Genomic DNA, 24,076 nt, shown 5'->3' with positions numbered 1-24,076 from the left:
TAAATTTTTTAAAATTCTTAATGCAATCTTGTATTTTGCGCCAACAAGAAACATGGATATAATAATAGCGTTTTTTAAACCTTGCAATTAAATAATAGGAATGATTGATGCGTATTTTAGGAATAGATCCGGGCAGTAGGAAATGCGGGTATGCTATCATTTCTCACGCTTCTAACAAGCTTTCTTTAATCACAGCCGGGTTCATCAATATCACCACGACACGCTTGCAAGAACAAATCTTAGATTTGATAGAAGCCTTAGATTGCTTATTGGATCGTTACGAAGTTAATGAAGTAGCGATTGAAGATATTTTTTTTGGGTATAACCCTAAAAGCGTGATCAAACTCGCGCAATTCAGGGGGGCGTTGTCCTTAAAGATTTTAGAAAGGATCGGTAATTTTAGCGAATACACGCCCTTACAAGTCAAAAAAGCCCTAACCGGTAACGGGAAAGCCGCTAAAGAGCAAGTGGCCTTTATGGTCAAACGCTTGCTTAACATCACAAGCGAAATCAAGCCTTTGGATATTAGCGATGCGATAGCCGTTGCCATCACGCATGCACAACGATTGAAGTTCCACTAATCACCACTTGTAAGCCACTTCAAAACGCGCGTTAAACCCAGGCTCGGCGATCGCTCTTTTAACAGCATCCGTGCCTGGCATATCCGGGCTCATGACATAAGGGCTTGTTTGATCCACATAGAATTTGTTGAAAACATTATTAAACACCGCCGAAAGCAACAAACCTTTCCAGCGGCTTTTGGTTTTAGGACTCCAATTGATATAAAAATTACTCACGCCATAGCCCGGTTTATGCATATGCACCAACCCTAACTGGGATCCGCATTTGGCTAAATCGGTAGGGGTTTTGGGTTTTTCAGCCGTCCCATAATCAGGCAAGTAAATATCAAACCCGCAATAATCTAAACCGGTAACAAAACGGCTAAGCCATGCAAGATTGATCCCTGTTTTGGGGATGGTGTAATCCAATTTGATGATAAAAACATTACCGGTGCTTGCGGCAAGCTCATAGCTATCCGCCATTAAATACCCCCTAGTGGTGGGCCAAGTGCGCGAGACCCCTACATTCAAACTCACGCCCTTGTATCTGAAAGTCCCACCCACTTCATAGCCATAAATGCGAATCGCTTGACTCAAATTGGTTACAATCAAATTTTGTGCGTATTGTGAGATGAAATTATCCAAAGCCTGATAAAACACCGCAGCCCTCCCGCTAAAATACTGGCTTGAATAATCAATATTAAATTCAGCGTTAGAGCCCACTTCAGGCTTGATATTTTTAGCGTATCGTAAATCGTTTTGGCGCATATACACGCCATCTCCTGGCATAACCCCCCTTGTAACTTGAGAATAAGTGATTTTTAAAGATAGAGGCTCAATGGGGCTTAGCACAAGAGCCGCGCTAGGGCTAAAGCCTTGAGTGTAGCGGTGGTTCCAGTCTTTATCATAAAGCGTGTATGCATCCCACCTTACCCCGGCTCCAAAAGTGATGATTTTATGAGGCGAGTAATTCGCTTGCACATAGCCTCCGTAAATATTCCCATTGGCTTTCCCTCTTTGGCATAGCGTAGGGTCATTGGGGTTATTATCCACAAGAGAGCAAGCGATTTGTTTTTGCCCTTTATCATCAGTATAGACTTGATTAGGCCTGTATAATTCTGATTTAGGGATACGAGCGTCAAAAACGCTTAAATTTTGGTAATTGAATCCGTATTCAAAAAGGCTGTCTGTGGCTTCATCAATCACATGCGCGACTTTTAGGTTTAATCCGGTGTTGTTTAAAAACAAATTCCTGGGCTGTGAGCTTGGTTTATCCACATCCAAAAAGCTTGGGGTGCAATACCCGCCTTCCACGCATGGGTAATTTTCTCTTTCCCATGCACTCGCTAAAGAAGTGGGGAATTTAGCATAAACGCCATTAGGATCAAATAAGGGATCAAACTGAGCGTTCCTGATGCTTGTATAAAGGGTAAAATCTAATCGTGGGTCGCCAAAAGAATTTCCCGCTTCCCTTTTATATTGTAATGAAAGATTGTTAGCGCTATTAATAGAGTGATACAAATACCTTGTGAAACTATCTAACACATTAGGACACCCTTGAGCGCCATCAGGGCTAAAGGGGGCTTCACAAGGATAGGCTAACCCTATAGCGTTACTCCTTAAAGGGCGTGTAGCGTTATCTCGTGTCATGTTCCAGCTGAAAGTGAGCGTATCCCTATCGCTCAAATAACCATTCATTTTAATTAAAGCGTTGTTTTGCTCGCTAGGAGTTCCTGGCTCTTTATCGGCTTGTGTGGGATTGAAAAGGTTTTTCATCGCTGTAGCACCGCTTCTATAATAGAAAATATTTTGGTGCGTGTAGTAAGCGATAATATCAAAATGCACGCTTTGATAAGCCGATCTAAAAGTCTCTCGATCGCCAAAATTGGTATAAAAACTCACCGCCCCACTAGCCGCATAATTTTTCCCCCTAGGGATAAAATCAGCCGCTCCTTTAGTCTCCATTTTAATCACTCCTGCAATCGCTCCTGGCCCCGCGCTCGCATTCGCCGCGCCTTTAGTAACTTCCACGCTTTTGAGCATGCCAGGGTCAATCACGGTGTTGCCTTGGTGGTGGTAGATATTGCCATTTTGCGCAGCCCCATCCACCGTAACCCTTAAAAGCCTGTCTTCAACGCCTCTCACATAGATTTTCTGCCCCATCACGCTCCCTCCGCCCACATTCACATCAGGGTTAGTCCTAAATAGGTCTTTGACTTCATTGCTTTGGCGTTGATCCAATTCTTTAGAAGTTACTTTAAACTCATTGTTGTAGGTGAAAATCCTTTTAGCTTGGGTGGTAACCTTATTTAAAGTGCGCTCCTCGCTATAGCAAGTCTCAGCGAGTAGGGGGAGACACAAAACATGCCTAATATATGGTCTTAAAAACATCCAACAACTCTCCTTAATCTAAAAATTCAAAAAATAAAAATCAAAAAAAAAAAAAAACAAAATCCATCAACGCGTTGAGATATAATAGTATGATAATTATTATTAAAACCAGATTAAAAATAAAATTTAGCGTTTAATCTTTCTTATTTTTATTAATTGTTACGAATAGAAATACTTAAGGGGTTTTTTTATTCTTAAAAAAAAGATTTTTTAAGGAAATTGAATCTTGTTAGTCTTTGTATAACAAATTATGTAATAATCACCGCAAGTAATTGGCCTAATGTCATATTACGAAGATTCAAAATCATAAAAGGAAAAAAGATGGTTAATAAAGATGTGAAACAAACCACCGCTTTTGGCGCTCCCGTTTGGGATGACAACAATGTGATCACGGCTGGCCCTAGAGGTCCTGTTCTTTTACAAAGCACTTGGTTTTTGGAAAAGTTAGCGGCGTTTGACAGAGAAAGAATCCCTGAAAGGGTTGTACATGCTAAAGGGAGTGGGGCTTATGGCACTTTCACTGTGACTAAAGACATCACTAAATACACTAAAGCGAAAATTTTCTCTAAAATTGGCAAGAAAACGGAATGCTTCTTTAGATTTTCAACCGTGGCTGGTGAAAGAGGTAGTGCGGATGCGGTAAGAGACCCAAGAGGTTTTGCGATGAAGTATTACACTGAAGAAGGCAACTAGGATTTAGTGGGCAACAACACACCGGTTTTCTTTATCCGTGATGGGATCAAATTCCCTGATTTTATCCACACTCAAAAAAGAGATCCTCAAACCAATTTGCCTAACCACGACATGGTATGGGATTTCTGGAGCAATGTTCCTGAAAGCTTATACCAAGTTACATGGGTTATGAGCGATAGAGGGATCCCTAAATCTTTCCGCCATATGGATGGTTTTGGCAGCCACACTTTTAGCTTTATCAACGCTAAGGGCGAACGCTTCTGGGTGAAATTCCACTTTCACACCATGCAAGGCGTTAAGCACTTGACTAATGAAGAAGCCGCAGAAATCAGAAAGTATGATCCCGATTCCAATCAAAGGGATTTGTTCGATGCGATCGCTAGAGGGGATTTCCCAAAATGGAAATTGTCTGTTCAAATCATGCCAGAAGAGGACGCTAAGAAGTATCGATTCCATCCGTTTGATGTTACTAAAATTTGGTATCTCCAAGATTATCCGTTGATGGAAGTGGGCATTGTAGAATTGAATAAAAATCCGGAAAACTATTTCGCAGAAGTAGAACAAGCGGCTTTCACTCCGGCTAATGTCGTTCCTGGAATTGGCTATAGCCCAGACAGAATGTTACAAGCTCGCTTGTTCTCTTATGGGGATACACACCGCTACCGCTTAGGCGTTAATTACCCTCAAATACCGGTTAACAGGCCAAGATGCCCGTTCCACTCTTCTAGCAGAGATGGTTACATGCAAAACGGATACTATGGCTCTTTACAAAATTATACACCTAGCTCATTGCCTGGTTATAAAGAAGATAAGAGCGCTAGGGATCCTAAGTTCAATTTAGCTCATATTGAAAAAGAGTTTGAAGTGTGGAATTGGGATTACAGGGCTGATGATAGCGATTACTACACCCAACCAGGTGATTACTACCGCTCATTGCCAGCTGATGAAAAAGAAAGGTTGCATGACACTATTGGAGAGTCTTTAGCTCATGTTACCCATAAGGAAATTGTGGATAAACAATTGGAGCATTTCAAGAAAGCTGACCCCAAATACGCTGAGGGAGTTAAAAAAGCTCTTGAAAAACACCAAAAAATGATGAAAGACATGCATGACATGCATGGAAAAGACATGCACCACATGAAAAAGAAAAAGTAACCCTTTTCTTTAAGCGTTCTTATTTTTTAGGAATGCTTTGTCTTTCAAAATTTAGGTTTTTGGATACTTATCAATCCTTTAGGGTTGGTGGTGTGTCCTACTTTTTCATTCATTCAACGAATTTAAAAATTACAATAAAGAGTTATAGTTATGAAACGAAGGGATTTTATTAAAACGACTGCTTTAGGCGCTACAGGTGCTGTTTTAGGAGCACAGATTTTGCAGGCAGAAGAAAGCAAAGGGAGTGTTGCAAAATATAAAATAGAAGCTCAATACAGTATTGATTTTGATTCTGCAGAACACACTTCACTTTTCATTCCCATGCCGAGTGTTGTAGCGAGCAATGTGCATTTACAAGGCAATCATGCCAATTATAAAAGCATGCTCAATTTTGGAGTGCCTTATTTGCAAGTGGATTTTTTAAAAAGCGCTCAAAAAAAGCAAGTCCATTTGTCTTATGAGATCGCTAGCTATCAATTGAATGAGCGTTTGTTTGAAACGAGCGATTTTGTAGCAATGGGGCGTTATGAAAGAGACGATGCGAGCGTGGCTAACATTGCCAACCAACTCAAGGGAACAACCCCTAAAGAAAGCGTTCGTAATTTTTATGCGTTTATCAAGCATGAGATGCCTAAGAGACAGAAGGCTTTAGAGGGTAAAGAAAATTTGCCTAAGCGTGAAAGTTTGCCTTGGTTTGCAACCATTTCAAAAGAGAGCATGTTTGTGTCCTTATGCCATGCGTGTGGGATTAAAAGCGCTGAAGTGCAAGGCTTGAAATTGGGTCAAAACAGCGTGGTGAAAAACGCTCCTAGAGTGGAAGTGTATTTGAAAGATTCATTTCTAGCGTTTGATTTTCAAAATAATCACAAGGAAGTCTTCATCCCATTGAATCGCCATAAAGACATGCAGTTAGATTCTGCCTTATTGGCGACTTTTGGCGATGCTTTCGCCCTTGTAGATGGTAGGGATTTAGGCAATTACGAGAGCAAACTTTTTGAAAAAAGAGTGTCCTATACGATTGTCTAAAGGCATGAATTTTAGGAATATTCCTTGATAGCGGGCTTTCCTTTTTAGGGAGAGTTTGCAAAAAGGGTTTAAAGGGTTGTCTTTATGCGAGAATTTTTTAAGAAACTTGGCACAGAATACGCTTCTAAGCTGTTTTTGGTTTATTGGCTTAGATGGATGTTGAGCGCGTTGGTGATGCTGCCTTTTATGGAGATTTTTTATTATTTCAATTTTCCGTTGTGGCTCAATCTTTTCTTGGGGCAAACCATTGGAGCGGTGATTTTTTTCAAGCTGGACAAGTTGATTTTTTCTAAAAAATGACTTTATAAGCTCAAAAAGCCACTAAGCTTTTCTCACTCTTAAGCTTTTGTATTTTCCTAAGCTTTTTTGAGGAATTCAGATTTTAAAGACAGGCTCTGCCCTTCTATTTTACAATCCACATTGTGATCGCTATTGACAAGCTTGATATTTTTGATTTTAGTGCCTTTTTTAAGCACTAAAGATGAGCCTTTAACCTTTAAATCCTTAATGAGAATGACCGAGTCCCCATTTTGTAAAAGATTATTATGGCAATCTTTAACGATCAATTCTTCATCATTAACTTCATGTTCATTCCATTCATACAAACAGCTAGAGCAAACCAATTGCGTGCCATCATGGTAGGTGCAGGCATCGTTGCATTTAGGGCATGGGGGTAAATCTTGCATGATAATCGTCCTTATTGTGGTATTAGTGTGATGATATTACCTAAATCAAGGTTATAAAACGCTTTATTTTGATAAGTATCAACCCCCTAAGATCGCATGGTGAAAAATTATCGTCTGCTTAGCGCAAGCTATTTAATATTTTAAAAAATTCTTTTAGATTTTTTAATGTTATCAATTTAAATTTTTTCTAGTTAGTATTCAAAAAGCTCTTTCTAAAAATAGGTTACTAAATGTTACTAATAAGTTAAAATTCATTAAAATAATCATAATGATTAAAGATTTTAACCACTATTGTAGAAAAATAACAAGAGGGTTTGCAAAAACTCTCATTAAAAACAAGGAGCAAAAAAGATGAAAAAAGCGGACTTTCTTTTTTTAGCGCTAATGGCTATCGTTGTTATGAGCTTAAACGCTAAAGATCCGAATGTGTTGCGTAAGATTGTTTTTGAGAAATGTTTGCCTAATTATGAGAAAAATCAGAATCCTTCGCCATGCATAGAAGTCAAACCCGATGCCGGCTATGTGGTTTTAAAAGATATTAACGGCCCGTTGCAATATTTGTTGATGCCAACAACTCACATTAGCGGTATTGAAAGCCCTTTGTTGCTTGATTCTTCCACGCCTAACTTTTTTTACTTATCCTGGCAAGCGCGTGATTTTATGAGTAAAAAATACGGCAAACCCATTCCTGATAGCGCAATCTCTTTGACGATTAACTCTAGCAAAGGGCGATCGCAAAACCATTTTCACATCCATATCTCTTGCATTAGCCTTGATGCGCGCAAACAATTGGATAATAATCTAAAAAAAATCAACAGCCGTTGGTCGCCATTATCAGGGGGCTTGAACGGGCATAAATACTTGGCGCGTCGGGTAACAGAGAGCGAATTGGCGCAAAAAAGCCCGTTTGTCATGCTTAATAAAGAAGTGCCTAACGCACACAAACGCATGGGAGACTATGGCTTGGCGGTGGTGCAACAAAGCGATAACTCCTTTGTCTTATTAGCGACACAATTTAACCCATTGACTTTAAATCGCGCTTCAGCCGAAGAGATTCAAGATCATGAATGCGCGATTTTGCGTTAAGGCGGGCTAGATTTTGAGCGATAAGTTTTAAAAAGCGTAATTAAGGGGTGGTGTTACAAAACCCCCTATTTTCTTATGAATTTGACCGATCTTTTTGATTAACAAAACTTTAAAATCCGCAACCAATCATTCTAAAAAGCTATTTAGGAACAACTTTTGCTTTATTTTGCATAGATTGAATTTCTTTAAATTAAAGGATAACCATGCTTAGGTCTTTATGGTCTGGTGTCAATGGGATGCAAGCCCACCAAATCGCTTTGGATATTGAGAGTAATAATATTGCGAACGTGAATACCACTGGGTTTAAATATTCTAGGGCTTCTTTTGTGGATATGCTCTCTCAAGTCAAACTCATCGCTACCGCACCCTATAAAAACGGGTTGGCAGGGCAGAATGACTTTTCTGTGGGGCTTGGGGTAGGCGTGGATGCGACGACTAAAATCTTTTCACAAGGCAATATCCAAAACACAGATGTCAAAACCGATCTAGCGATTCAAGGCGATGGCTTTTTTATCATTAGCCCTGATAGGGGGATCACGCGCAATTTCACTAGAGATGGGGAGTTTCTTTTTGACTCGCAAGGGAGTTTGGTTACCACCGGCGGGCTTGTGGTGCAAGGGTGGGTGAGAAACGGGAGCGATACCGGCAATAAAGGGAGCGATACAGACGCTTTAAAAGTGGATAACACTGGTCCTTTAGAAAACATTAGAATTGATCCAGGAATGGTGATGCCAGCCAGAGCGAGTAACCGCATTTCTATGAGGGCGAATTTAAACGCTGGAAGGCATGCGGATCAAACAGCGGCAATATTCGCTTTGGATTCTTCAGCCAAAACCCCTTCAGATGGCATTAATCCGGTGTATGATTCAGGCACGAATCTAGCTCAAGTCGCCGAAGACATGGGATCTTTATACAATGAAGATGGCGACGCTCTTTTATTGAATGAAAACCAAGGGATCTGGGTGAGCTATAAAAGCGCGAAAATGGTCAAAGACATCCTCCCTTCTGCAGAAAACAGCACGCTTGAGTTGAATGGGGTTAAGATTTCTTTCACGAACGATTCAGCGGTGAGCCGGACTTCAAGCTTAGTAGCGGCGAAAAATGCGATCAATGCGGTCAAAAGCCAAACAGGCATTGAAGCTTATTTGGACGGCAAGCAATTGCGTTTGGAAAACACCAATGAATTAGATGGCGATGAAAAGCTTAAAAACATTGTGGTTACTCAAGCCGGAACCGGAGCGTTCGCTAACTTTTTAGACGGCGATAAAGATGTAACGGCTTTCAAATACAGCTACACGCATTCTATCAGCCCTAATGCAGATATTGGGCAGTTTAGGACCACTGAAGACTTGCGCGCCTTAATCCAGCATGACGCTAATATCGTTAAAGATCCTAGCTTAGCGGACAATTACCAAGACTCAGCCGCTTCTATAGGGGTTACAATCAACCAATACGGCATGTTTGAAATCAATAATAAAGACAATAAAAATGTCATTAAAGAAAATCTCAATATCTTTGTGAGCGGGTATTCTTCAGACAGCGTAACGAACAATGTTTTGTTTAAAAATGCGATGAAAGGGCTTAATACCGCTTCTTTGATTGAAGGGGGAGCGTCAGCAAGCAGTTCTAAATTCACCCACGCTACGCATGCGACAAGCATTGATGTGATAGACAGCTTAGGCACTAAACACGCCATGCGCATTGAGTTTTATAGGAGTGGGGGAGCGGAATGGAATTTTAGGGTGATCGTGCCTGAGCCTGGGGAATTAGTAGGGGGGTCAGCGGCTAGGCCTAATGTGTTTGAAGGAGGCCGTTTGCATTTTAATAACGATGGATCGCTTGCAGGCATGAACCCGCCTCTTTTGCAATTTGACCCTAAAAATGGCGCTGATGCCCCCCAGCGCATCAATTTAGCCTTTGGTTCTTCAGGGAGTTTTGACGGGCTAACGAGCGTGGATAAGATTTCTGAAACTTATGCGATTGAGCAAAACGGCTATCAAGCGGGCGATTTGATGGATGTTCGTTTTGATTCAGATGGGGTGCTTTTAGGAGCGTTCAGTAATGGCAGGACTTTAGCGCTCGCTCAAGTGGCTTTAGCGAATTTCGCTAACGATGCGGGCTTACAGGCTTTAGGCGGGAATGTCTTTTCTCAAACCGGAAACTCAGGGCAAGCCTTAATCGGCGCGGCTAATACGGGGCGTAGGGGTTCGATCTCAGGATCCAAACTAGAGTCTAGTAATGTGGATTTGAGCCGGAGTTTAACGAATTTGATCGTGGTTCAAAGGGGGTTTCAAGCGAACTCTAAAGCGGTAACCACATCCGATCAAATCCTTAACACCCTATTGAATCTTAAGCAATAAACCAAAGGATTACTCTAATACAATATAATAGGGGCTAATTTAAAGATTAAGGTTTAGTATGCATGAATACTCGGTCGTTTCTTCTTTAATCGCTCTTTGCGAAGAGCATGCGAAGAAAAATCAAGCCCATAAGATTGAAAGAGTCGTGGTCGGTATTGGTGAAAGAAGTGCTATGGATAAGAGCTTGTTTGTGAGCGCGTTTGAGACTTTTAGAGAAGAATCTTTGGTGTGTAAAGACGCTATTTTAGACATTGTGGATGAAAAGGTTGAATTAGAGTGTAAGGATTGTTCGCATGTTTTTAAGCCTAACGCCCTAGATTATGGGGTGTGTGAGAAATGCCACAGCAAGAATGTTATTATCACTCAAGGCAACGAAATGCGTTTGTTGTCTTTAGAAATGTTAGCGGAATAAAAACCGATGCAAGAAGAATTGAACGCTTACCAGCAAGAAATTGAAGACACTAGGGAAGTTTTAAAAAAAATCCGTTTGGAATTGAAGCAAGTCCAAGAAATCTTGCGTAAGAAAAAAAGCGTTTTAAAAGGTTTGAAGCAAGAAATCTGTCAAAAAAAATCAGAAAAAGAAAATTCCCGCTCAAACAAAGAAACGCAAAATACAGAAGAGGATGTGATTTTCCCTAAAGCCCTTGAAGAAGTGGAGGTATTCACTAGTGATAATCAGGTTATCATGGCAAAACCAAGCAAGCGCGTGTTTGATGAAGGGATTTACTTGCAGTACCGCAGCGTTTTGCGCGAAAACAGGCTTTTAAAAAACCATCTCTCTAAAAAAGATTTTGAAAATTCGTTGCTCAAAATTGAACTAAGGGATTTGCATAAAGAAATCAAGCTCTATCAAGTCCAAAACCTTTTGAAAGACAAATAATGCCCACGATTTTAGTGAGCGCTTTAGAAGCGAGCTCTAATGTGCATTTAGAGGAATTACGCCAAAATTTGCCTAAAGATTATCGTTTCATTGGCGTGTTTGAAGGGAAAAACGCACTCTATAGCCCTAGGGAATTTTCTGTCATGGGGTTTAGAGATGTGATAGGCCGTTTAGGGTTTTTACTCAAAGCCCATAAAGAAATGGTCCAATTAGCCAAACAAGCGGATATGGTGCTTTTAATGGATTCTTCTTCTTTCAATATCCCCCTAGCCAAAAAAATCAAAAAACAAGATCCGCATAAAAAAATCATGTATTATATTTTACCGCAAGTTTGGGCATGGAAAAAATGGCGCGCTAAAAGTCTTGAAAAATACTGCGATTTTTTGGGAGCGATTTTGCCTTTTGAAGTGGGCTATTACCAAAAAAAGGCTCAATATGTAGGACATCCTTTATTAGATGAGATTAAATACTATAAAAAAGATATTAAGGGCGAAACTCTAGTGTTTATGCCAGGAAGCCGAAAAAGCGAAATCGCTAAAATGTTCCCTTTGTTTGTCAAAGTGGCTCAAATTTTAGAACAAAATGAAGGGTTTAAAAGGCGTGTGTTAGTGGTGCCGAGTTTCTTTAAGGGGTTGGATTTGAAAGCTCTTTATGGAGAAGACATTCAATTATTTGAAATTTCTTATGATGCACATAAAAGTTTATTTGAAGCGGAGTTTGCGTTCATTTGCAGCGGCACAGCGACTTTAGAGGCCGCTTTGATTGGCACGCCTTTTGTGCTAGCGTATAGGGCTAAAACGATGGATTTTTTGATCGCTAGAATGTTGGTCAATTTGCATTATATAGGTTTAGCGAACATCTTTTATAACGCCTTAAATGATGAGACTCCAGGGCTTGGGGAGAGCCAATTGCACCCGGAATTGATCCAGCATTTTTTGAGCGTAGAGGGTTTGTTAAAAGCGTATAAAGAAATGGACAGAGAACGCTATTTTAAAGAAAGTTTGAGATTAAGGGAATATTTAGCCAGTGGGAGCGCGAGAAAAATCGCTAATGAAATGGCTTTTTTGCTGAATTTAACTTAATTTTTACTATAATCTCTACTGAATAAGCTTAGGAGATTAAATGAATAAAGAACCTATGAGTGTGCATGGATACAATAAAATTTGTGCGGAATTGAAGCAATTAAAAGAGGTGGAACGGCCTAATATTGTGAAAGAAATTGATATTGCTAGAGGGCATGGGGATTTGAAAGAAAACGCTGAATACCATGCCGCTAAAGAAAAACAACGCTTCATTGAAGCGAGAATCGTGGATTTAAGCGAAATTATCGCTAACGCTCAAGTGATTGACCCAAGCGTTTTAGCCCATAATAAAGTGAGTTTTGGTAGCACGATTAAAATCCTTAATTTAGACAACGATAAAGAGTTTTCTTATACGATAGTAGGGAGCGTGGAGAGCGATCCGGCTAAAGGGTTGATCTCTTTTGGTTCGCCGATCGCTAAGAGCTTGATAGGTAAAAGTAAGGGCGATGCGGTGAGCATTCAATTGCCTAATGGCGAGAGCGATTTTGAAATTTTAGACATTTATTATAAAGAGATTTGTTTTGATGAAAATTAAAATCCAAAAAATCCATCCGAACGCCCTTATCCCTAAATACCAAACCGAGAGTTCTTCAGGCTTTGATTTGCATGCTGTAGAAGAAGTAATGATCAAACCTCATAGCGTGGGGTTGGTGAAAATAGGGATCTGTTTGTCTTTAGAAGTGGGGTATGAATTACAAGTGCGTACCCGTAGCGGTTTGGCTTTGAATCATCAGGTGATGGTGTTAAATTCTCCTGGCACGGTGGATAATGATTATAGGGGCGAAATTAAGGTCATTTTAGCGAATTTGAGCGATAAAGATTTTAAAGTTCAAGTAGGGGATAGGATCGCTCAAGGGGTGGTTCAAAAAACTTATAAAGCCGAATTTATAGAATGCGAACAATTAGATGAAACTTCAAGGGGTAGCGGGGGGTTTGGCAGCACAGGAGTGAGTGAGGCATGAGCATTAAGGAAAATTTAGAGCAAGTTAGAAACGAATTTAAAAGCGATGAAAAGCTTTTAGAGGGAGCGTTTAGATTAGAAAAGTTTTTCAAACGCTATAAGTGGGTGTTGTTGTTTATCGTGGTAGCTTTTATCGCTTATTTAGGGGATACAAAATTACAAGATTATAAGCATGAGCAAACGAGAGAGCGGATCACTCAAATTTATAATGAAGTGCTAGAGAGTCCTAATAATATAGCCTTGCAAAAAAGATTGAAAGAAGTCGCCCCAGAGTTGTATGACTTGTATCAGTTCGCCAGAGCGAGTGAAAGAAACGATGCAAACGAGTTTAAAAAACTTTCGCAATCTTCTAATGAAATCGTTAAAACTTTTGCACAATATTCTTACGCATCGCTCTCTAGAGATAAAAGCTTGCTTGAAAAAAGCCCCATTCTTAAAGAAATGAGCGCTTTACAAGAAGTGAATTTGTTGTATGAAGAAAATTCTAAAGACGCAATCAAAAAAGCGCATCAAAGTTTATCCACTATCCCTCTAAGTTCTTCACTCTATGCTATAATCTCTGTTTTAAAACATTATGGAATGTTAGAAGATACTCAACAAAACCCTTCCAAACCAACTAATCTAAAGAAAGAAACCATTCAAGGAACGCATTGATTTGATGAATAAACCATTTTTAATCTTACTCATAGCCCTAATTGTCTTTAGCGGCTGTAACATGAAAAAATACTTCAAACCCGCTAAACACCAAATTAAAGGCGAAGCGTATTTCCCTAACCATTTGCAAGAAAGTATCGTTTCGTCTAATCGTTATGGAGCCATTTTGAAAAATGGAGCGGTTATAGGCGATAAAGGTTTAACGCAGCTAAGAATCGGTAAGAATTTCAATTATGAAAGCAGTTTTTTAAATGAGAGTCAAGGGTTTTTCATCCTTGCGCAAGATTGTTTGAACAAGATTGATAAAAAAACAAGCAAAAGGAAAGTGGTTAAGACTGAAGAAACGGAATTGAAATTAAAGGGCGTTGAAGCGGAAGTCCAAGATAAAGTCTGTCATCAAGTGGAATTGATTAGCAATAACCCTAACGCCAGCCAACAATCTATCATTATTCCTTTGGAGACTTTTGCCTTGAGCGCGAGCGTTAAAGGGAATCTTTTAGCGGTGGTGTTAGCGGACAATTCAGCGAATTTATACGATATCACTTCTCAAAAATTACTTTTTAGTGAGAAAGGTTCCCCGAGCACCACGATCAATTCTTTAATGGCGATGCCTATTTTTATGGATACGGTCGTGGTGTTCCCCATGCTGGATGGGCGCTTGTTAGTCGTGGATTATGTGCATGGAAACCCTACGCCTATTAGAAACATTGTTATCAGCAGCGATAAGTTTTTTAACAATATCACCTACCTTATTGTAGATGGCAATAACATGATCGCTTCTACAGGGAAAAGAATACTCTCAGTAGTGAGCGGTCAAGAGTTCAACTATGATGGGGATATTGTAGATTTGCTTTATGATAAGGGGACTTTATACGTGCTCACGCTAGACGGGCAGATTTTGCAAATGGATAAGAGTTTGAGGGAATTAAACAGCGTGAAACTGCCCTTTGCTTCGCTCAATACGATTGTATTAAACCATAATAAATTGTATTCTTTAGAAAAGCGTGGGTATGTGATAGAAGTGGATTTGAATGATTTTGATTCGTATAATGTCTATAAAACGCCGTCTATAGGCAGTTTTAAGTTTTTTTCATCCAATCGTTTGGATAAAGGGGTGTTTTATGACAAAAATCGGGTGTATTATGATCGCTACTATTTAGATTATAACGATTTTAAACCAAAACTTTATCCCGTTGTGGAAAAATCTGCATCTAAAAAATCTCAAAAAGGCGAAAAAGGGAACGCTCCTATTTATTTGCAAGAAAGGCATAAAGCTAAAGAAAAGCCTTTAGAAGAAAACAAAGTTAAGCCAAGAAATAGTGGGTTTGAAGAAGAAGAAGTTAAAACCAGAAGGCCTGAGCCTATTAGGGATCAAAATAACGCTATCCAAAAAGGCATAAAAGAAAATCAAGAAAACAAAAACGCTCCTGCTTTAAAAGAGGGTAACCAAAAAGGCACAGAAAACGCTCCTGCTTCAAAAGAGGATAACGCTATTAAAGAAGTGCCAAAACTCAGTCCTAAAGAAGAAAAACGCCGCTTGAAAGAAGAAAAGAAAAAAGCCAAAGCCGAACAAAGGGCGAGAGAATTTGAACAAAGAGCGAGAGAACATCAAGAAAGAGATGCAAAAGAGCTTGAAGAAAGAAGAAAAGCTTTAGAAATGAATAAGAAGTGAGCCTATGCCAGCTGGGCAATCTTTTAAAGATTTGAAAAACCTGGTTTTATGCGATATAGGTAACACGCGCATCCATTTTGCGCAAGGTTATCAGCTCTTTTCAAGCGCTAAAGAAGACTTAAAGCGTTTGGATATTCAAAAAGAAATTTTTTACATTAGCGTGAATGAAGAAAATGAAAAAGCCCTTTTAGATTGTTACCCTAACGCTAAAAATCTTGCAGGATTTTTTCATTTAGAAACCGATTATATAGGGCTTGGGATAGACCGGCAAATGGCGTGTTTGGCGGTGGATAATGGCGTGGTGGTGGATGCAGGGAGCGCGATTACGATAGATTTAATCAAAGAGGGCAAGCATTTAGGGGGGTGTATTTTACCCGGGTTAGCCCAATATACCCATGCGTATAGAAAAAGCGCTAAAATTTTAGAGCAGCCTTTCAAAGCCTTAGATTCTTTAGAAGTTTTACCTAAAAACACCAGAGACGCCGTGAATTACGGCATGATTTTGAGCGTGATTGCTTGTATCCAACATCTAGCCAAAGATGAAAAAATCTATCTTTGTGGGGGCGATGCGAAGTATTTGAGCGCGTTTTTACCCCATTCTGTTTGCAAGGAGCGTTTGGTTTTTGACGGGATGGAAATCGCTCTTAAAAAAGCAGGGATACTAGAATGCAAATGATGCATCATTTGAGTTTTTTGGGCATGTTTTTAGCCGCTTTGAGCATGTCTTTAGGGCATTGTGTGGGCATGTGTGGGGGGATTGTGAGCGCGTTCAGTCAAATAAGATTTTCTAAAATTACAAGCTTTTCTTACCAACTCACTTGCCATGCCCTTTATAATATAGGGAGGATCAGCACCTACATGCTCTTAGGGGCTATAACGGCAGGTCTAGGGCATAGTCTTAGCGTGAGCATGGGTTTTAGGGGTGTTTTATTCATTAGCATGGGAGTTGTTTTAATCCTTTTAGCGCTCTTGGGATCTAAAGTGGAAAAATTAAGCTTTCAAATCCCTTTCATCTCTTTTTTGATGAAAAAAACCTTGCAATCTCAAAACATTCTAGGGCTATATTTCTTAGGCGTGTTGAACGGGTTTTTACCTTGCATGATGGTGTATTCGTTTTTAGCGAGCGTGATTCTCAGTCATAGCGCGTTTATGGGAGCGATGCTAGGCCTTTCTTTTGGGCTTGGCACCAGCGTGCCGTTGTTTTTAATGGGGATTTTTTTGAGCAAAATTTCCGTTTCTTACAGGAAATTTTTCAATCTTTTGTCTAAAGGCTTAATGGGGGTTTTTGGGCTTTATGTCCTTTATATGGGGATCATGCTCATTAGCCACCAAACACCCCATGCAATGCATTACCAAAGCGATATGATGCATCATCAAAACAGCACCACTCAGCATGATCATAAAGGAGCGCATTCGCATGAACACTAACAAAGCCCTTTTTTTGGACAGAGACGGCATTATCAATATTGACAAAGGTTATGTGAGTCAAAAAGAAGATTTTGAGTTTCAAAAAGGGATTTTTGAATTGCTAAAGCATGCGAAATCTTTAGGCTACAAACTGCTTTTAATCACCAACCAATCCGGGATCAACCGAGGCTATTACACCCTTAAAGATTTTGAAAACCTCACCGAATACCTCCAAGAAAGCTTGCTTAAAGAATTAGGTTTTAATCTGGATGGCGTCTATTTTTGCAGGCACGCCCCAGAAGAAAATTGCACTTGCAGAAAGCCAAAACCCTCTTTGATTTTGCAAGCCGCTAAAGAGCATCAAATTTGCTTGGAGCGATCTTTTATGATAGGCGATAAGGAGAGCGACATGTTAGCCGGCTTGAACGCTAAAGTTAAAAATAACCTTTTATTGAGCTCAAATTTTTTAAAAACTCCTCATTCTTGGATACAATGTAAAGATCTTAAAGAGATGATGGAACTAATCAAATAAGGATAGTAATGCGTTATATTGATGATGGATTAGAAAATCAAACGATTTTAATCACCGGTGGGGCTGGCTTTGTAGGCAGTAATCTGGCCTTTTATTTTCAAGAGAACCACCCTAAAGCTAAAGTAGTGGTTTTGGATAAATTCCGCAGTAACACGCTCTCTAGTAATAACCGCCCCAGTTCTTTAGGGCATTTTAAGAATTTAATCGGTTTTAAGGGTGAGGTGATTGTAGCTGATATTAACAACCCTTTAGATTTAAGGCGTTTAGAAAAATTGCATTTTGATTATTTGTTCCACCAAGCGGCTGTCTCTGATACGACCATGCTCAATCAAGAATTAGTGATGAAAACCAATTATCAGGCTTTTTTAAACCTTTTAGAAATCGCTCGCTCCAAAAAAGCTAAAGTGATTTACGCTTCTTCAGCGGGCGTTTATGGCAACACCAAAGCCCCCAATGTGGTAGGCAAAAACGAAATCCCTGAAAACGTTTATGGCTTTTCCAAGCTTTGCATGGACGAATTTATTCTTTCGCATTCAAGCGATAACATTCAAGTGGGCTTAAGGTATTTTAATGTCTATGGGCCTAGGGAATTTTATAAAGAAAAAACCGCTTCCATGGTTTTGCAACTCGCTTTGCAAGCGATGGCGTTTAAGGAAGTCAAGCTTTTTGAATTTGGCGAGCAATTAAGGGATTTTGTCTATATTGAAGATGTGATCCAAGCGAATGTGAAAGCGATGAAGGCTCAAAAAAGCGGGGTTTATAATGTGGGCTATTCCCAAGCCAGAAGCTATAACGAAATCGTTAGCATTTTAAAAGAGCATTTAGGGGATTTTAAAGTGAGCTATATTAAAAACCCTTACGCTTTTTTCCAAAAGCACACCCAAGCACATCTTGAGCCTACTATTTTGGATTTAGATTACACCCCTTTATACGATTTAGAAAGCGGTATTAAGGATTATTTGCCCCATATTTATGCGATTTTTAAAGAACAACACGCATGAAAAAAATCTTAGTCATAGGCGATCTGATCGCTGATTATTATTTGTGTGGGAAGAGCGAACGCCTTTCTCCTGAAGCCCCTGTGCCTGTTTTAGAAGTCAAAAAAGAGAGCAAGAATTTAGGCGGAGCGGCCAATGTGGCTAATAACCTTATCTCTTTAAAAGCTAAAGTCTTTTTATGTGGGGTAGTGGGCGATGATTTAGAAGGCAAGCATTTCATTAGCGCTTTAAAAACAAGAGGGATTGACACTTCAGGCGTCTTAATAGATAAAACCCGTTGCACCACGCTTAAGACGCGCATCATCGCGCAAAACCAGCAAATCGTGCGCGTGGATAAGGAAATCAAAGACCCCTTAAACGCTGATTTAAGAAAAAAACTTTTAGATTTTTTCACAGAAAAAATCCAAGAAATAGATGGCGTGATCCTTTCAGATTACAATAAGGGCGTGTTGGATTTTGAACTCACTCAAAAAATGATCACTCTGGCCAACCAACACCACAAGCTCATTTTATGCGACCCTAAAGGGAAAGATTATAGCAAATATTCTCATGCGAGTTTGATCACGCCTAATCGCGCTGAATTAGAGCATGCGCTCCATTTGAAGTTAGACAGCCATGCGAATTTATTAAAAGCACTTAAAATCTTAAAAGAAACTTATCAAATCGCCATGCCTTTAGTCACTTTGAGCGAACAAGGCATCGCTTTTTTAGAAAAAGGCGAGCTAGTCAATTGCCCCACTATCGCTAAAGAAGTTTATGATGTCACGGGAGCTGGCGATACGGTGATCGCGTCTTTAACGCTCTCTTTATTAGAATCAAAGAGCCTAAAAGATGCTTGCGAGTTTGCCAATGCGGCGGCGGCTGTGGTGGTGGGTAAAATGGGGAGCGCATTAGCGAGTTTAGAAGAAATCGCTTTAATTTTAAACCAAACGCACCCCAAAATCCTCCCTTTAGAAAAGCTGTTAGAAACTTTAGAACACCATCAGCAAAAAATCGTTTTCACCAATGGCTGTTTTGATCTCCTCCATAAAGGGCATGCGAGTTATTTGCAAAAGGCTAAAGCTTTAGGGGATATTCTCATTGTGGGGTTAAATAGCGACGCTTCCGTTAAAAGGCTTAAAGGGGATAAACGCCCCATAGTGAGCGAAAAAGACAGGGCGTTTCTTTTAGCGAGTTTGTCTTGCGTGGATTATGTTGTGGTGTTTGAAGAAGACACACCCATAAAATTGATTCAAGCCCTAAAGCCTGATATTTTAGTCAAGGGAGCGGACTACCTCAATAAAGAAATCATAGGGAGCGAGTTTGCTAAAGAAACCCGTTTGATGGAGTTTGAAGAAGGTTATTCCACGAGCGCTATCATAGAAAAAATTAAAAGGACATATAATGATTAATGATTTGATTCAAAAAGAATTTTTAGCCCATAAGGAAGCGTTAGAAAAAAGCTTAGAAAGTTTACAAGAAGCGTTAAAGCAAAGCGTTCATCTTTTGATAGAAACTTTAGAAAATCAAGGGAAAATCCTTATTTGCGGTAACGGGGGGAGCGCTAGCGATGCGCAGCATTTTGCCGCTGAATTGACCGGACGCTATAAACTGGAAAGGAAAGGCTTGAGCGCGATAAGTTTAAGCACCGATACCTCAGCCCTTACTGCTATTGCGAACGATTATGGTTATGAAGAAGTGTTTGCCAGACAAGTGGAAGCGTTGGGGGTAAAAAACGATGTTTTGATAGGGATTTCCACAAGCGGTAATTCCAAAAATGTCCTAAAAGCTTATGAAAAAGCCAAAGATTTAGGGATGAAAACGCTTAGCTTAGCGGGGCGTGATGGGGGGAAAATGAAGCCTTTAAGCGATATAGCGTTGATCGTCCCTAGCGATGACACTCCACGAATCCAAGAAATGCACATTCTTATGATCCACATCTTATGCGATTGCATTGAAAGGCATTTCGCTCGTAAAAATTAGCCCTAATTTTGGATTTCTTTAGGGATTTGATAGTCTTCTATCGTTTGGATGAGTTTTTGCTTGAATGAATCAATGTTATTGGGATTGAGTAGATATCTTTTGCTCGCTATGGCTTGCAAGACTTCTTTGGAACCTATGGGATCATAATGCCCTATATCCTTATAGCGTTTTATCTCTTTAGCTAATGGCATGGTGCGTAGGTCATGGATTTCTGCATTAGGGTATTTTAAAAGCGTTTTTAAGGCGTTGTGGATGGTGTTTAGATTGCGCGTTAAAATGGTATGGTTATAAACCTTATATTTTAAAAGCGAGTCCGTTCTTGTCCATAAAATAAAATGTTTATCGCTGTGTTTTTGAATAAAATCCCCTAGCTGTTTGGTGATTTTATAAGCATTTTCTTCATCTATGGCTAATTGATTAGGATTTTTTAACGCTGATAAATAGGATCTTTTCACATTATCCAGCGTATAGTCATAGGGGTTATTATGACCAAACATGAAATTATAATCATAACGATTTAAAACGCTATTGCAAAAATCATATAATTGGAACCAAGAATTGAGTTTGCAAAAAGATTTTTCTTTAATTTTAAGATAATTTGTAGAAAAGTAGAACAATGCGTTTTTAAAGACTCTAAAGTTGTATAAATACACAAAACCTCCAGTAAAATAGGGGTATTCAAAAAAATATTTGGAGCGCTGGTTCAAACCCCCACCAAGTAGGGCTAAATCCATAGCGATGGTATTGACTGGTTGGTGCTTGAAAGCAAAAGGAAGCAATGATAATATTTCTCCAATATTCATACCAGAGACGGTTAGTTTGATAGGATCTTTCAACCCCAGCAAGTCATGGATGTCTTTTAAGCTAAAATTCAAACTGATGCTTGAGCCTATCAAAATATTGTTATAAGGGTAATGCTTGATCACTCCCTCAAAAGGCAATAAAGTTCCCCCAACTCTTTCATGCCAATCAATGGGGTATTTTGCTTTCCTGAAATACTCAAAAGGATCGATTAGGTAATTAAACAATCCAACACCTACAAGAAGAGAGAGGCAAAAAGAAACAATGATTAAAGTCTGTTTTTTATAAAATTCCATAGCAGTGTCCTAAAAATTAAAATACAAAAAGACAGATTGAGAACTGGCAAAAATAAATAAAAACCCTACAGAGAGCAACAAACAAGCGCTTGTCGTTTTAATCCAATCCATTTGATTGGATTGGTATAAATGGGAACTATTCTTTAAACAAAAAGAGATGATTACCATCAAAACACACATTTTGAATGTGGGGGATGCATACATCATAGTGTGCATGATCATGTTATCATTGACACGATTTAAAAAGTCTGATGCCTCTTTTGAAAGATGACAAAGCGAAACGCCATTCAAACCAACCATCCCCTTTAAAACCTTCAAAGCGCTTTCTAAATTTTTGGCTCTAAAAAACACCCATGCAAGATTGATTAAATTAAAAGTGATGAGCCATGCTAAAATCTTTGGCATAGTGAAATGAAATTTTCTAGCGGTATGAGAATACGCTCTATGAACGCTCAAAGCAATCCCATGCAATAGCCCCCAAATGATAAAAGTCCAACCAGCCCCATGCCAAAACCCCCCAATCAAAAACACTAAAATTAAATTCCTATACACGATTAATTCTTTCACCCTATTACCCCCTAAAGGGATATACAAATACTCTTTTAAGAAGCGGCTCAAAGTGATATGCCACCTCCTCCAAAAATCTTGGATATTCAAAGCCTTATAGGGGCTATTGAAATTGATAGGGAGTTTGATATTAAAAAAGAGGGCAATGCCTATAGCCATATCGCAATAACCGCTAAAATCAAAATACAGCTGGAACGAATAAGATAAAGACGCCATCCATGCTTGAATAAAACTTAAGCTAGCTGCCTTATCAAATCCAAAATCAGCAAAATGAGCGATATTATCCGCAATCACGACCTTTTTAAACAAACCGATAGAAAAGATAAACAAGCCTAAAGCGATATTTCTGTAATTCAAAAATTGATTGTTTTTATCTTTAAATTGAGGCATCATCTCACTATGATGCACAATGGGTCCTGCAATGAGTTGAGGGAAGAAACTCACAAATAAAGCGTAATCTAAAAAATGCGAAAATGAAAAAAATGAAGGAGGGGGATTTAATAAAATAGGAGCGTTTTCACTCTCTCTCTCTCTCTCGTTTTGGGCTGCATGTATTTGATTTTGCTTGTAAGTGTTCATCAAGTAAGCGATTTGTTGCAAAGTGAAAAAGCTGATCGCTAAAGGCAAGATTAAATGCAAGGTTTCAAAATGGCTCTTCAATATCAGATTGAAATTGGTTAAGAAAAAATCAGTGTATTTGAAAAATCCTAAAAGTGAAACATTAGCGATCAGGCCCAAAATAAGCCATAATCTTTTATATGCATTTGGCTTGGTTTGATGGATTTTCAAAGCCACAAAATAATTAAAAATAATAGAGCCAACCAATAAGGGCAAATACTTCACATTCCAAAAAGCATAAAAAAACAAACTAGCCAATACGAGCCATAGTTTAGGGAACAGGGGATTTTTAGCATAAGCTTGCAAGATAAAATACCCTAAAAAGACAACAGGCAAAAAAGCAAAGATGAATAACGGCGTGTTGAATAACAAACAAAAACCCTTAAGATTGAGATGGATGATGGAAGCTAACACTATACAAAAAAAATGATCCTACAAGAAATGAAAATAAAGAAAGGATCAAAAAACAACAAAAACCCAAGTCAAAGCAAATCGCTTGAAAAAGAGGTTGAAAACCCTTTTTTCTGTCTTTTGCTTTCGTTTTATCAATCTTTTTAGATTGTGTCCCCATTGAAAATTGAATTTTTCACAATCACGTAATCCACTTTCCGGATCGCTTCAAGGTCTCTCCCGCCTGCATAGGAGATTGAAGATTGCAAATCTTGATGCATTTCAACCAGCGTGTCTTTTAACGAGCCTTTATGTTGGATCCAAATTTTCTTACCTTCAACATTTTTCTTTTCACCTTTTTGGAACTCTGATGCCGAACCGAAATATTCTTTATATGCGATACCATTTTCTATTTTTGTTTCTCCAGATGATTCTTCATGCCCTGCAAAAAGCGAGCCAATCATGACCATTGTTGCGCCAAAGCGTATTGATTTTGCAATATCCCCATGCGTGCGAATGCCACCATCTGCAATAATCGGCTTTCTTGCTGCTTTAGCGCACCATCTAAGAGCCGCTAATTGCCAACCACCCGTGCCAAAGCCCGTTTTGATTTTGGTGATACACACTTTCCCGGGCCCGATGCCAACTTTCGTAGCATCAGCACCGGCGTTCTCTAATTCACGGACTGCTTCTGGCGTGCCAACATTTCCGGCAATCACAAAAGTTTCTGGTAAATGTGTTTTGATGTGTTGGATCATTTCAATGACAGAATTTGAATGGCCATGAGCAATATCGATCGTGATATAGTCTAGCGTTAATCCTTGTTTGGCTAACTCTTCTACAAAAAGATATTCTTCCTTTTTTACCCCCACACTGATTGAGCTAATTAATTGGCGTTCCTTCATTTTTTTGACAAATGGGATTCTTGCCGCTCCATCAAAACGATGCATGATATAGAAATAGCCATTTTCTGCTAGAAATTCTGCGATCGAGTCATTGATGATTGTTTGCATATTTGCTGGCACTATGGGCATTTTAAATGTGTGTTTACCTAATGTAGTGGTCGTATCACACTCTGAACGGCTATTCACGATACATTTATTGGGGATTAGTTGGACATCTTCATAATCAAATACTTTCATTGACACAATCCTTTTGATCGTTCATATGTTAGTCAAACACGAACATTTTTGCTTTTAAAACATTATTTTAAGCGCCTTGTGTAATCTACTTTAATTTGAATAAAAAAGCAAGAGAAAAATTAGATAAACTCAAACAAGATTTAGGTGTCAGAGACCT

Annotated in this window: 22 protein-coding genes and 2 pseudogenes; 19 read left to right on the top strand and 5 right to left on the bottom strand. The window is 39.2% G+C overall.

The window, feature by feature from the left end; all coding sequences use genetic code 11:
- Nucleotides 1-107 precede the first annotated feature (107 nt).
- On the top strand, nt 108-581 hold the full coding sequence (gene ruvC, locus EAL49_RS02730) for a crossover junction endodeoxyribonuclease RuvC (protein WP_108247398.1): 474 nt from the start codon (nt 108-110) through the stop codon (nt 579-581).
- Here the strand turns inward: ruvC and EAL49_RS02725 are convergent, their stop codons facing one another.
- Nucleotides 582-2,951, bottom strand: a complete 2,370-nt coding sequence (locus EAL49_RS02725) for a TonB-dependent receptor (RefSeq protein WP_120828758.1) — start codon at nt 2,949-2,951, stop codon at nt 582-584. It lies immediately after the preceding gene.
- Nucleotides 2,952-3,272: 321 nt separating this feature from the next.
- Between EAL49_RS02725 and EAL49_RS02720 the strand changes: the two are divergent.
- The 3 genes and pseudogenes from EAL49_RS02720 (at nt 3,273) to EAL49_RS02710 (ending at nt 6,125) form a co-directional block, all read left to right on the top strand.
- Nucleotides 3,273-4,799 (top strand): annotated as a pseudogene (locus EAL49_RS02720) (catalase).
- Between the two features lie 150 nt (nt 4,800-4,949).
- Complete coding sequence (locus tag EAL49_RS02715; RefSeq protein WP_120828756.1) at nt 4,950-5,825, top strand: twin-arginine translocation signal domain-containing protein; 876 nt, start codon at nt 4,950-4,952, stop codon at nt 5,823-5,825.
- 84 nt (nt 5,826-5,909) lie between these two features.
- Nucleotides 5,910-6,125 (top strand): hypothetical protein, encoded by a 216-nt coding sequence (locus EAL49_RS02710; RefSeq protein ID WP_001206520.1) that lies wholly within the window; start codon nt 5,910-5,912, stop codon nt 6,123-6,125.
- A 56-nt stretch (nt 6,126-6,181) separates the two neighbouring features.
- Here the strand turns inward: EAL49_RS02710 and EAL49_RS02705 are convergent, their stop codons facing one another.
- The gene (locus EAL49_RS02705) at nt 6,182-6,511 is read right to left on the bottom strand and encodes a zinc ribbon domain-containing protein YjdM (RefSeq protein WP_120828754.1); all 330 of its coding nucleotides are present in this window, start codon (nt 6,509-6,511) and stop codon (nt 6,182-6,184) included.
- A 268-nt stretch (nt 6,512-6,779) separates the two neighbouring features.
- Here EAL49_RS02705 and cdh point away from each other — a divergent pair.
- From cdh to gmhA, 15 genes and pseudogenes are all read left to right on the top strand, one after another.
- Nucleotides 6,780-7,597: pseudogene (gene cdh, locus EAL49_RS02695) on the top strand (CDP-diacylglycerol diphosphatase).
- A 203-nt stretch (nt 7,598-7,800) separates the two neighbouring features.
- Complete coding sequence (flgE, locus tag EAL49_RS02690; RefSeq protein WP_000946402.1) at nt 7,801-9,957, top strand: flagellar hook protein FlgE; 2,157 nt, start codon at nt 7,801-7,803, stop codon at nt 9,955-9,957.
- Between the two features lie 58 nt (nt 9,958-10,015).
- Entirely contained in the window at nt 10,016-10,369 is a 354-nt protein-coding gene (gene hypA, locus EAL49_RS02685; RefSeq protein WP_000545280.1) for a hydrogenase/urease nickel incorporation protein HypA, read from the top strand.
- Between the two features lie 6 nt (nt 10,370-10,375).
- Nucleotides 10,376-10,837, top strand: coding sequence for a nickel-binding protein Mua (gene mua / locus EAL49_RS02680; RefSeq protein ID WP_120828750.1), 462 nt, complete (start codon nt 10,376-10,378; stop codon nt 10,835-10,837).
- Nucleotides 10,837-11,919 carry a lipid-A-disaccharide synthase gene (lpxB, locus tag EAL49_RS02675; RefSeq protein WP_120828748.1) on the top strand — a complete coding sequence of 361 codons (1,083 nt, stop codon included), beginning with the start codon at nt 10,837-10,839 and terminating at the stop codon, nt 11,917-11,919. The genes mua and lpxB overlap by 1 nt, the downstream gene beginning before the upstream one ends.
- A 40-nt stretch (nt 11,920-11,959) precedes the next feature.
- Complete coding sequence (gene greA / locus EAL49_RS02670; RefSeq protein WP_120828746.1) at nt 11,960-12,454, top strand: transcription elongation factor GreA; 495 nt, start codon at nt 11,960-11,962, stop codon at nt 12,452-12,454.
- The gene (dut, locus tag EAL49_RS02665) at nt 12,444-12,881 is read left to right on the top strand and encodes a dUTP diphosphatase (RefSeq protein WP_120828744.1); all 438 of its coding nucleotides are present in this window, start codon (nt 12,444-12,446) and stop codon (nt 12,879-12,881) included. The genes greA and dut overlap by 11 nt, the downstream gene beginning before the upstream one ends.
- Nucleotides 12,878-13,534, top strand: a complete 657-nt coding sequence (locus EAL49_RS02660) for a hypothetical protein (RefSeq protein WP_120828742.1) — start codon at nt 12,878-12,880, stop codon at nt 13,532-13,534. Before dut ends, EAL49_RS02660 begins: the two co-directional genes overlap by 4 nt.
- 4 nt (nt 13,535-13,538) lie before the next feature.
- Nucleotides 13,539-15,206, top strand: a complete 1,668-nt coding sequence (pgbB, locus tag EAL49_RS02655) for a plasminogen-binding protein PgbB (protein WP_120828740.1) — start codon at nt 13,539-13,541, stop codon at nt 15,204-15,206.
- 4 nt (nt 15,207-15,210) lie between these two features.
- Nucleotides 15,211-15,882 (top strand): type III pantothenate kinase, encoded by a 672-nt coding sequence (locus EAL49_RS02650; protein ID WP_120828738.1) that lies wholly within the window; start codon nt 15,211-15,213, stop codon nt 15,880-15,882.
- Nucleotides 15,873-16,634 carry a sulfite exporter TauE/SafE family protein gene (locus tag EAL49_RS02645; protein ID WP_120828736.1) on the top strand — a complete coding sequence of 254 codons (762 nt, stop codon included), beginning with the start codon at nt 15,873-15,875 and terminating at the stop codon, nt 16,632-16,634. The genes EAL49_RS02650 and EAL49_RS02645 overlap by 10 nt, the downstream gene beginning before the upstream one ends.
- Entirely contained in the window at nt 16,624-17,145 is a 522-nt protein-coding gene (gene gmhB / locus EAL49_RS02640; protein WP_033616055.1) for a D-glycero-beta-D-manno-heptose 1,7-bisphosphate 7-phosphatase, read from the top strand. The genes EAL49_RS02645 and gmhB overlap by 11 nt, the downstream gene beginning before the upstream one ends.
- An 8-nt stretch (nt 17,146-17,153) precedes the next feature.
- Nucleotides 17,154-18,146, top strand: a complete 993-nt coding sequence (rfaD, locus tag EAL49_RS02635; protein WP_120828734.1) for an ADP-glyceromanno-heptose 6-epimerase — start codon at nt 17,154-17,156, stop codon at nt 18,144-18,146.
- Entirely contained in the window at nt 18,143-19,534 is a 1,392-nt protein-coding gene (gene rfaE1, locus EAL49_RS02630; RefSeq protein WP_120828732.1) for a D-glycero-beta-D-manno-heptose-7-phosphate kinase, read from the top strand. The genes rfaD and rfaE1 overlap by 4 nt, the downstream gene beginning before the upstream one ends.
- Nucleotides 19,527-20,105: a D-sedoheptulose 7-phosphate isomerase gene (gene gmhA / locus EAL49_RS02625; RefSeq protein WP_120828730.1), complete on the top strand. Its 579-nt coding sequence runs from the start codon at nt 19,527-19,529 to the stop codon at nt 20,103-20,105. The genes rfaE1 and gmhA overlap by 8 nt, the downstream gene beginning before the upstream one ends.
- A 2-nt stretch (nt 20,106-20,107) precedes the next feature.
- On the opposite strand, the gene EAL49_RS02620 is transcribed toward gmhA, so the two are convergent.
- The 3 genes from EAL49_RS02620 to guaC all read right to left on the bottom strand — a co-directional run bounded on the left by EAL49_RS02620 (nt 20,108) and on the right by guaC (nt 23,919).
- Nucleotides 20,108-21,202, bottom strand: a complete 1,095-nt coding sequence (locus tag EAL49_RS02620; protein WP_120828728.1) for a hypothetical protein — start codon at nt 21,200-21,202, stop codon at nt 20,108-20,110.
- 9 nt (nt 21,203-21,211) lie between these two features.
- Entirely contained in the window at nt 21,212-22,759 is a 1,548-nt protein-coding gene (patA, locus tag EAL49_RS02615) for an MBOAT family peptidoglycan O-acetyltransferase PatA (protein WP_276205818.1), read from the bottom strand.
- A 182-nt stretch (nt 22,760-22,941) separates the two neighbouring features.
- Nucleotides 22,942-23,919, bottom strand: a complete 978-nt coding sequence (gene guaC / locus EAL49_RS02610; RefSeq protein WP_162973084.1) for a GMP reductase — start codon at nt 23,917-23,919, stop codon at nt 22,942-22,944.
- Nucleotides 23,920-24,076: the final 157 nt, after the last annotated feature.

Origin of the sequence: Helicobacter pylori (assembly GCF_003637665.1) — a bacterium.
Classification (GTDB): Bacteria; Campylobacterota; Campylobacteria; order Campylobacterales; family Helicobacteraceae; genus Helicobacter; species Helicobacter pylori_CK.
This window is presented reverse-complemented; position numbering and strand designations above follow the sequence as displayed.

Bases quoted from the DNA above. Each gene is read 5' to 3' on its own strand.
- greA (WP_120828746.1), top strand. From the start codon at position 11,960: ATGAATAAAGAACCTATGAGTGTGCATGGATACAATAAAATTTGTGCG.
- EAL49_RS02620 (WP_120828728.1), bottom strand. From the start codon at position 21,202: ATGGAATTTTATAAAAAACAGACTTTAATCATTGTTTCTTTTTGCCTC.
- gmhA (WP_120828730.1), top strand. From the start codon at position 19,527: ATGATTAATGATTTGATTCAAAAAGAATTTTTAGCCCATAAGGAAGCG.
- EAL49_RS02725 (WP_120828758.1), bottom strand. From the start codon at position 2,951: ATGTTTTTAAGACCATATATTAGGCATGTTTTGTGTCTCCCCCTACTC.
- EAL49_RS02645 (WP_120828736.1), top strand. From the start codon at position 15,873: ATGCAAATGATGCATCATTTGAGTTTTTTGGGCATGTTTTTAGCCGCT.
- hypA (WP_000545280.1), top strand. From the start codon at position 10,016: ATGCATGAATACTCGGTCGTTTCTTCTTTAATCGCTCTTTGCGAAGAG.
- lpxB (WP_120828748.1), top strand. From the start codon at position 10,837: ATGCCCACGATTTTAGTGAGCGCTTTAGAAGCGAGCTCTAATGTGCAT.
- gmhB (WP_033616055.1), top strand. From the start codon at position 16,624: ATGAACACTAACAAAGCCCTTTTTTTGGACAGAGACGGCATTATCAAT.
- EAL49_RS02660 (WP_120828742.1), top strand. From the start codon at position 12,878: ATGAGCATTAAGGAAAATTTAGAGCAAGTTAGAAACGAATTTAAAAGC.
- ruvC (WP_108247398.1), top strand. From the start codon at position 108: ATGCGTATTTTAGGAATAGATCCGGGCAGTAGGAAATGCGGGTATGCT.
- rfaD (WP_120828734.1), top strand. From the start codon at position 17,154: ATGCGTTATATTGATGATGGATTAGAAAATCAAACGATTTTAATCACC.
- rfaE1 (WP_120828732.1), top strand. From the start codon at position 18,143: ATGAAAAAAATCTTAGTCATAGGCGATCTGATCGCTGATTATTATTTG.
- EAL49_RS02705 (WP_120828754.1), bottom strand. From the start codon at position 6,511: ATGCAAGATTTACCCCCATGCCCTAAATGCAACGATGCCTGCACCTAC.
- pgbB (WP_120828740.1), top strand. From the start codon at position 13,539: ATGAATAAACCATTTTTAATCTTACTCATAGCCCTAATTGTCTTTAGC.
- EAL49_RS02710 (WP_001206520.1), top strand. From the start codon at position 5,910: ATGCGAGAATTTTTTAAGAAACTTGGCACAGAATACGCTTCTAAGCTG.
- flgE (WP_000946402.1), top strand. From the start codon at position 7,801: ATGCTTAGGTCTTTATGGTCTGGTGTCAATGGGATGCAAGCCCACCAA.
- dut (WP_120828744.1), top strand. From the start codon at position 12,444: ATGAAAATTAAAATCCAAAAAATCCATCCGAACGCCCTTATCCCTAAA.
- mua (WP_120828750.1), top strand. From the start codon at position 10,376: ATGCAAGAAGAATTGAACGCTTACCAGCAAGAAATTGAAGACACTAGG.
- guaC (WP_162973084.1), bottom strand. From the start codon at position 23,919: ATGAAAGTATTTGATTATGAAGATGTCCAACTAATCCCCAATAAATGT.
- EAL49_RS02650 (WP_120828738.1), top strand. From the start codon at position 15,211: ATGCCAGCTGGGCAATCTTTTAAAGATTTGAAAAACCTGGTTTTATGC.
- EAL49_RS02715 (WP_120828756.1), top strand. From the start codon at position 4,950: ATGAAACGAAGGGATTTTATTAAAACGACTGCTTTAGGCGCTACAGGT.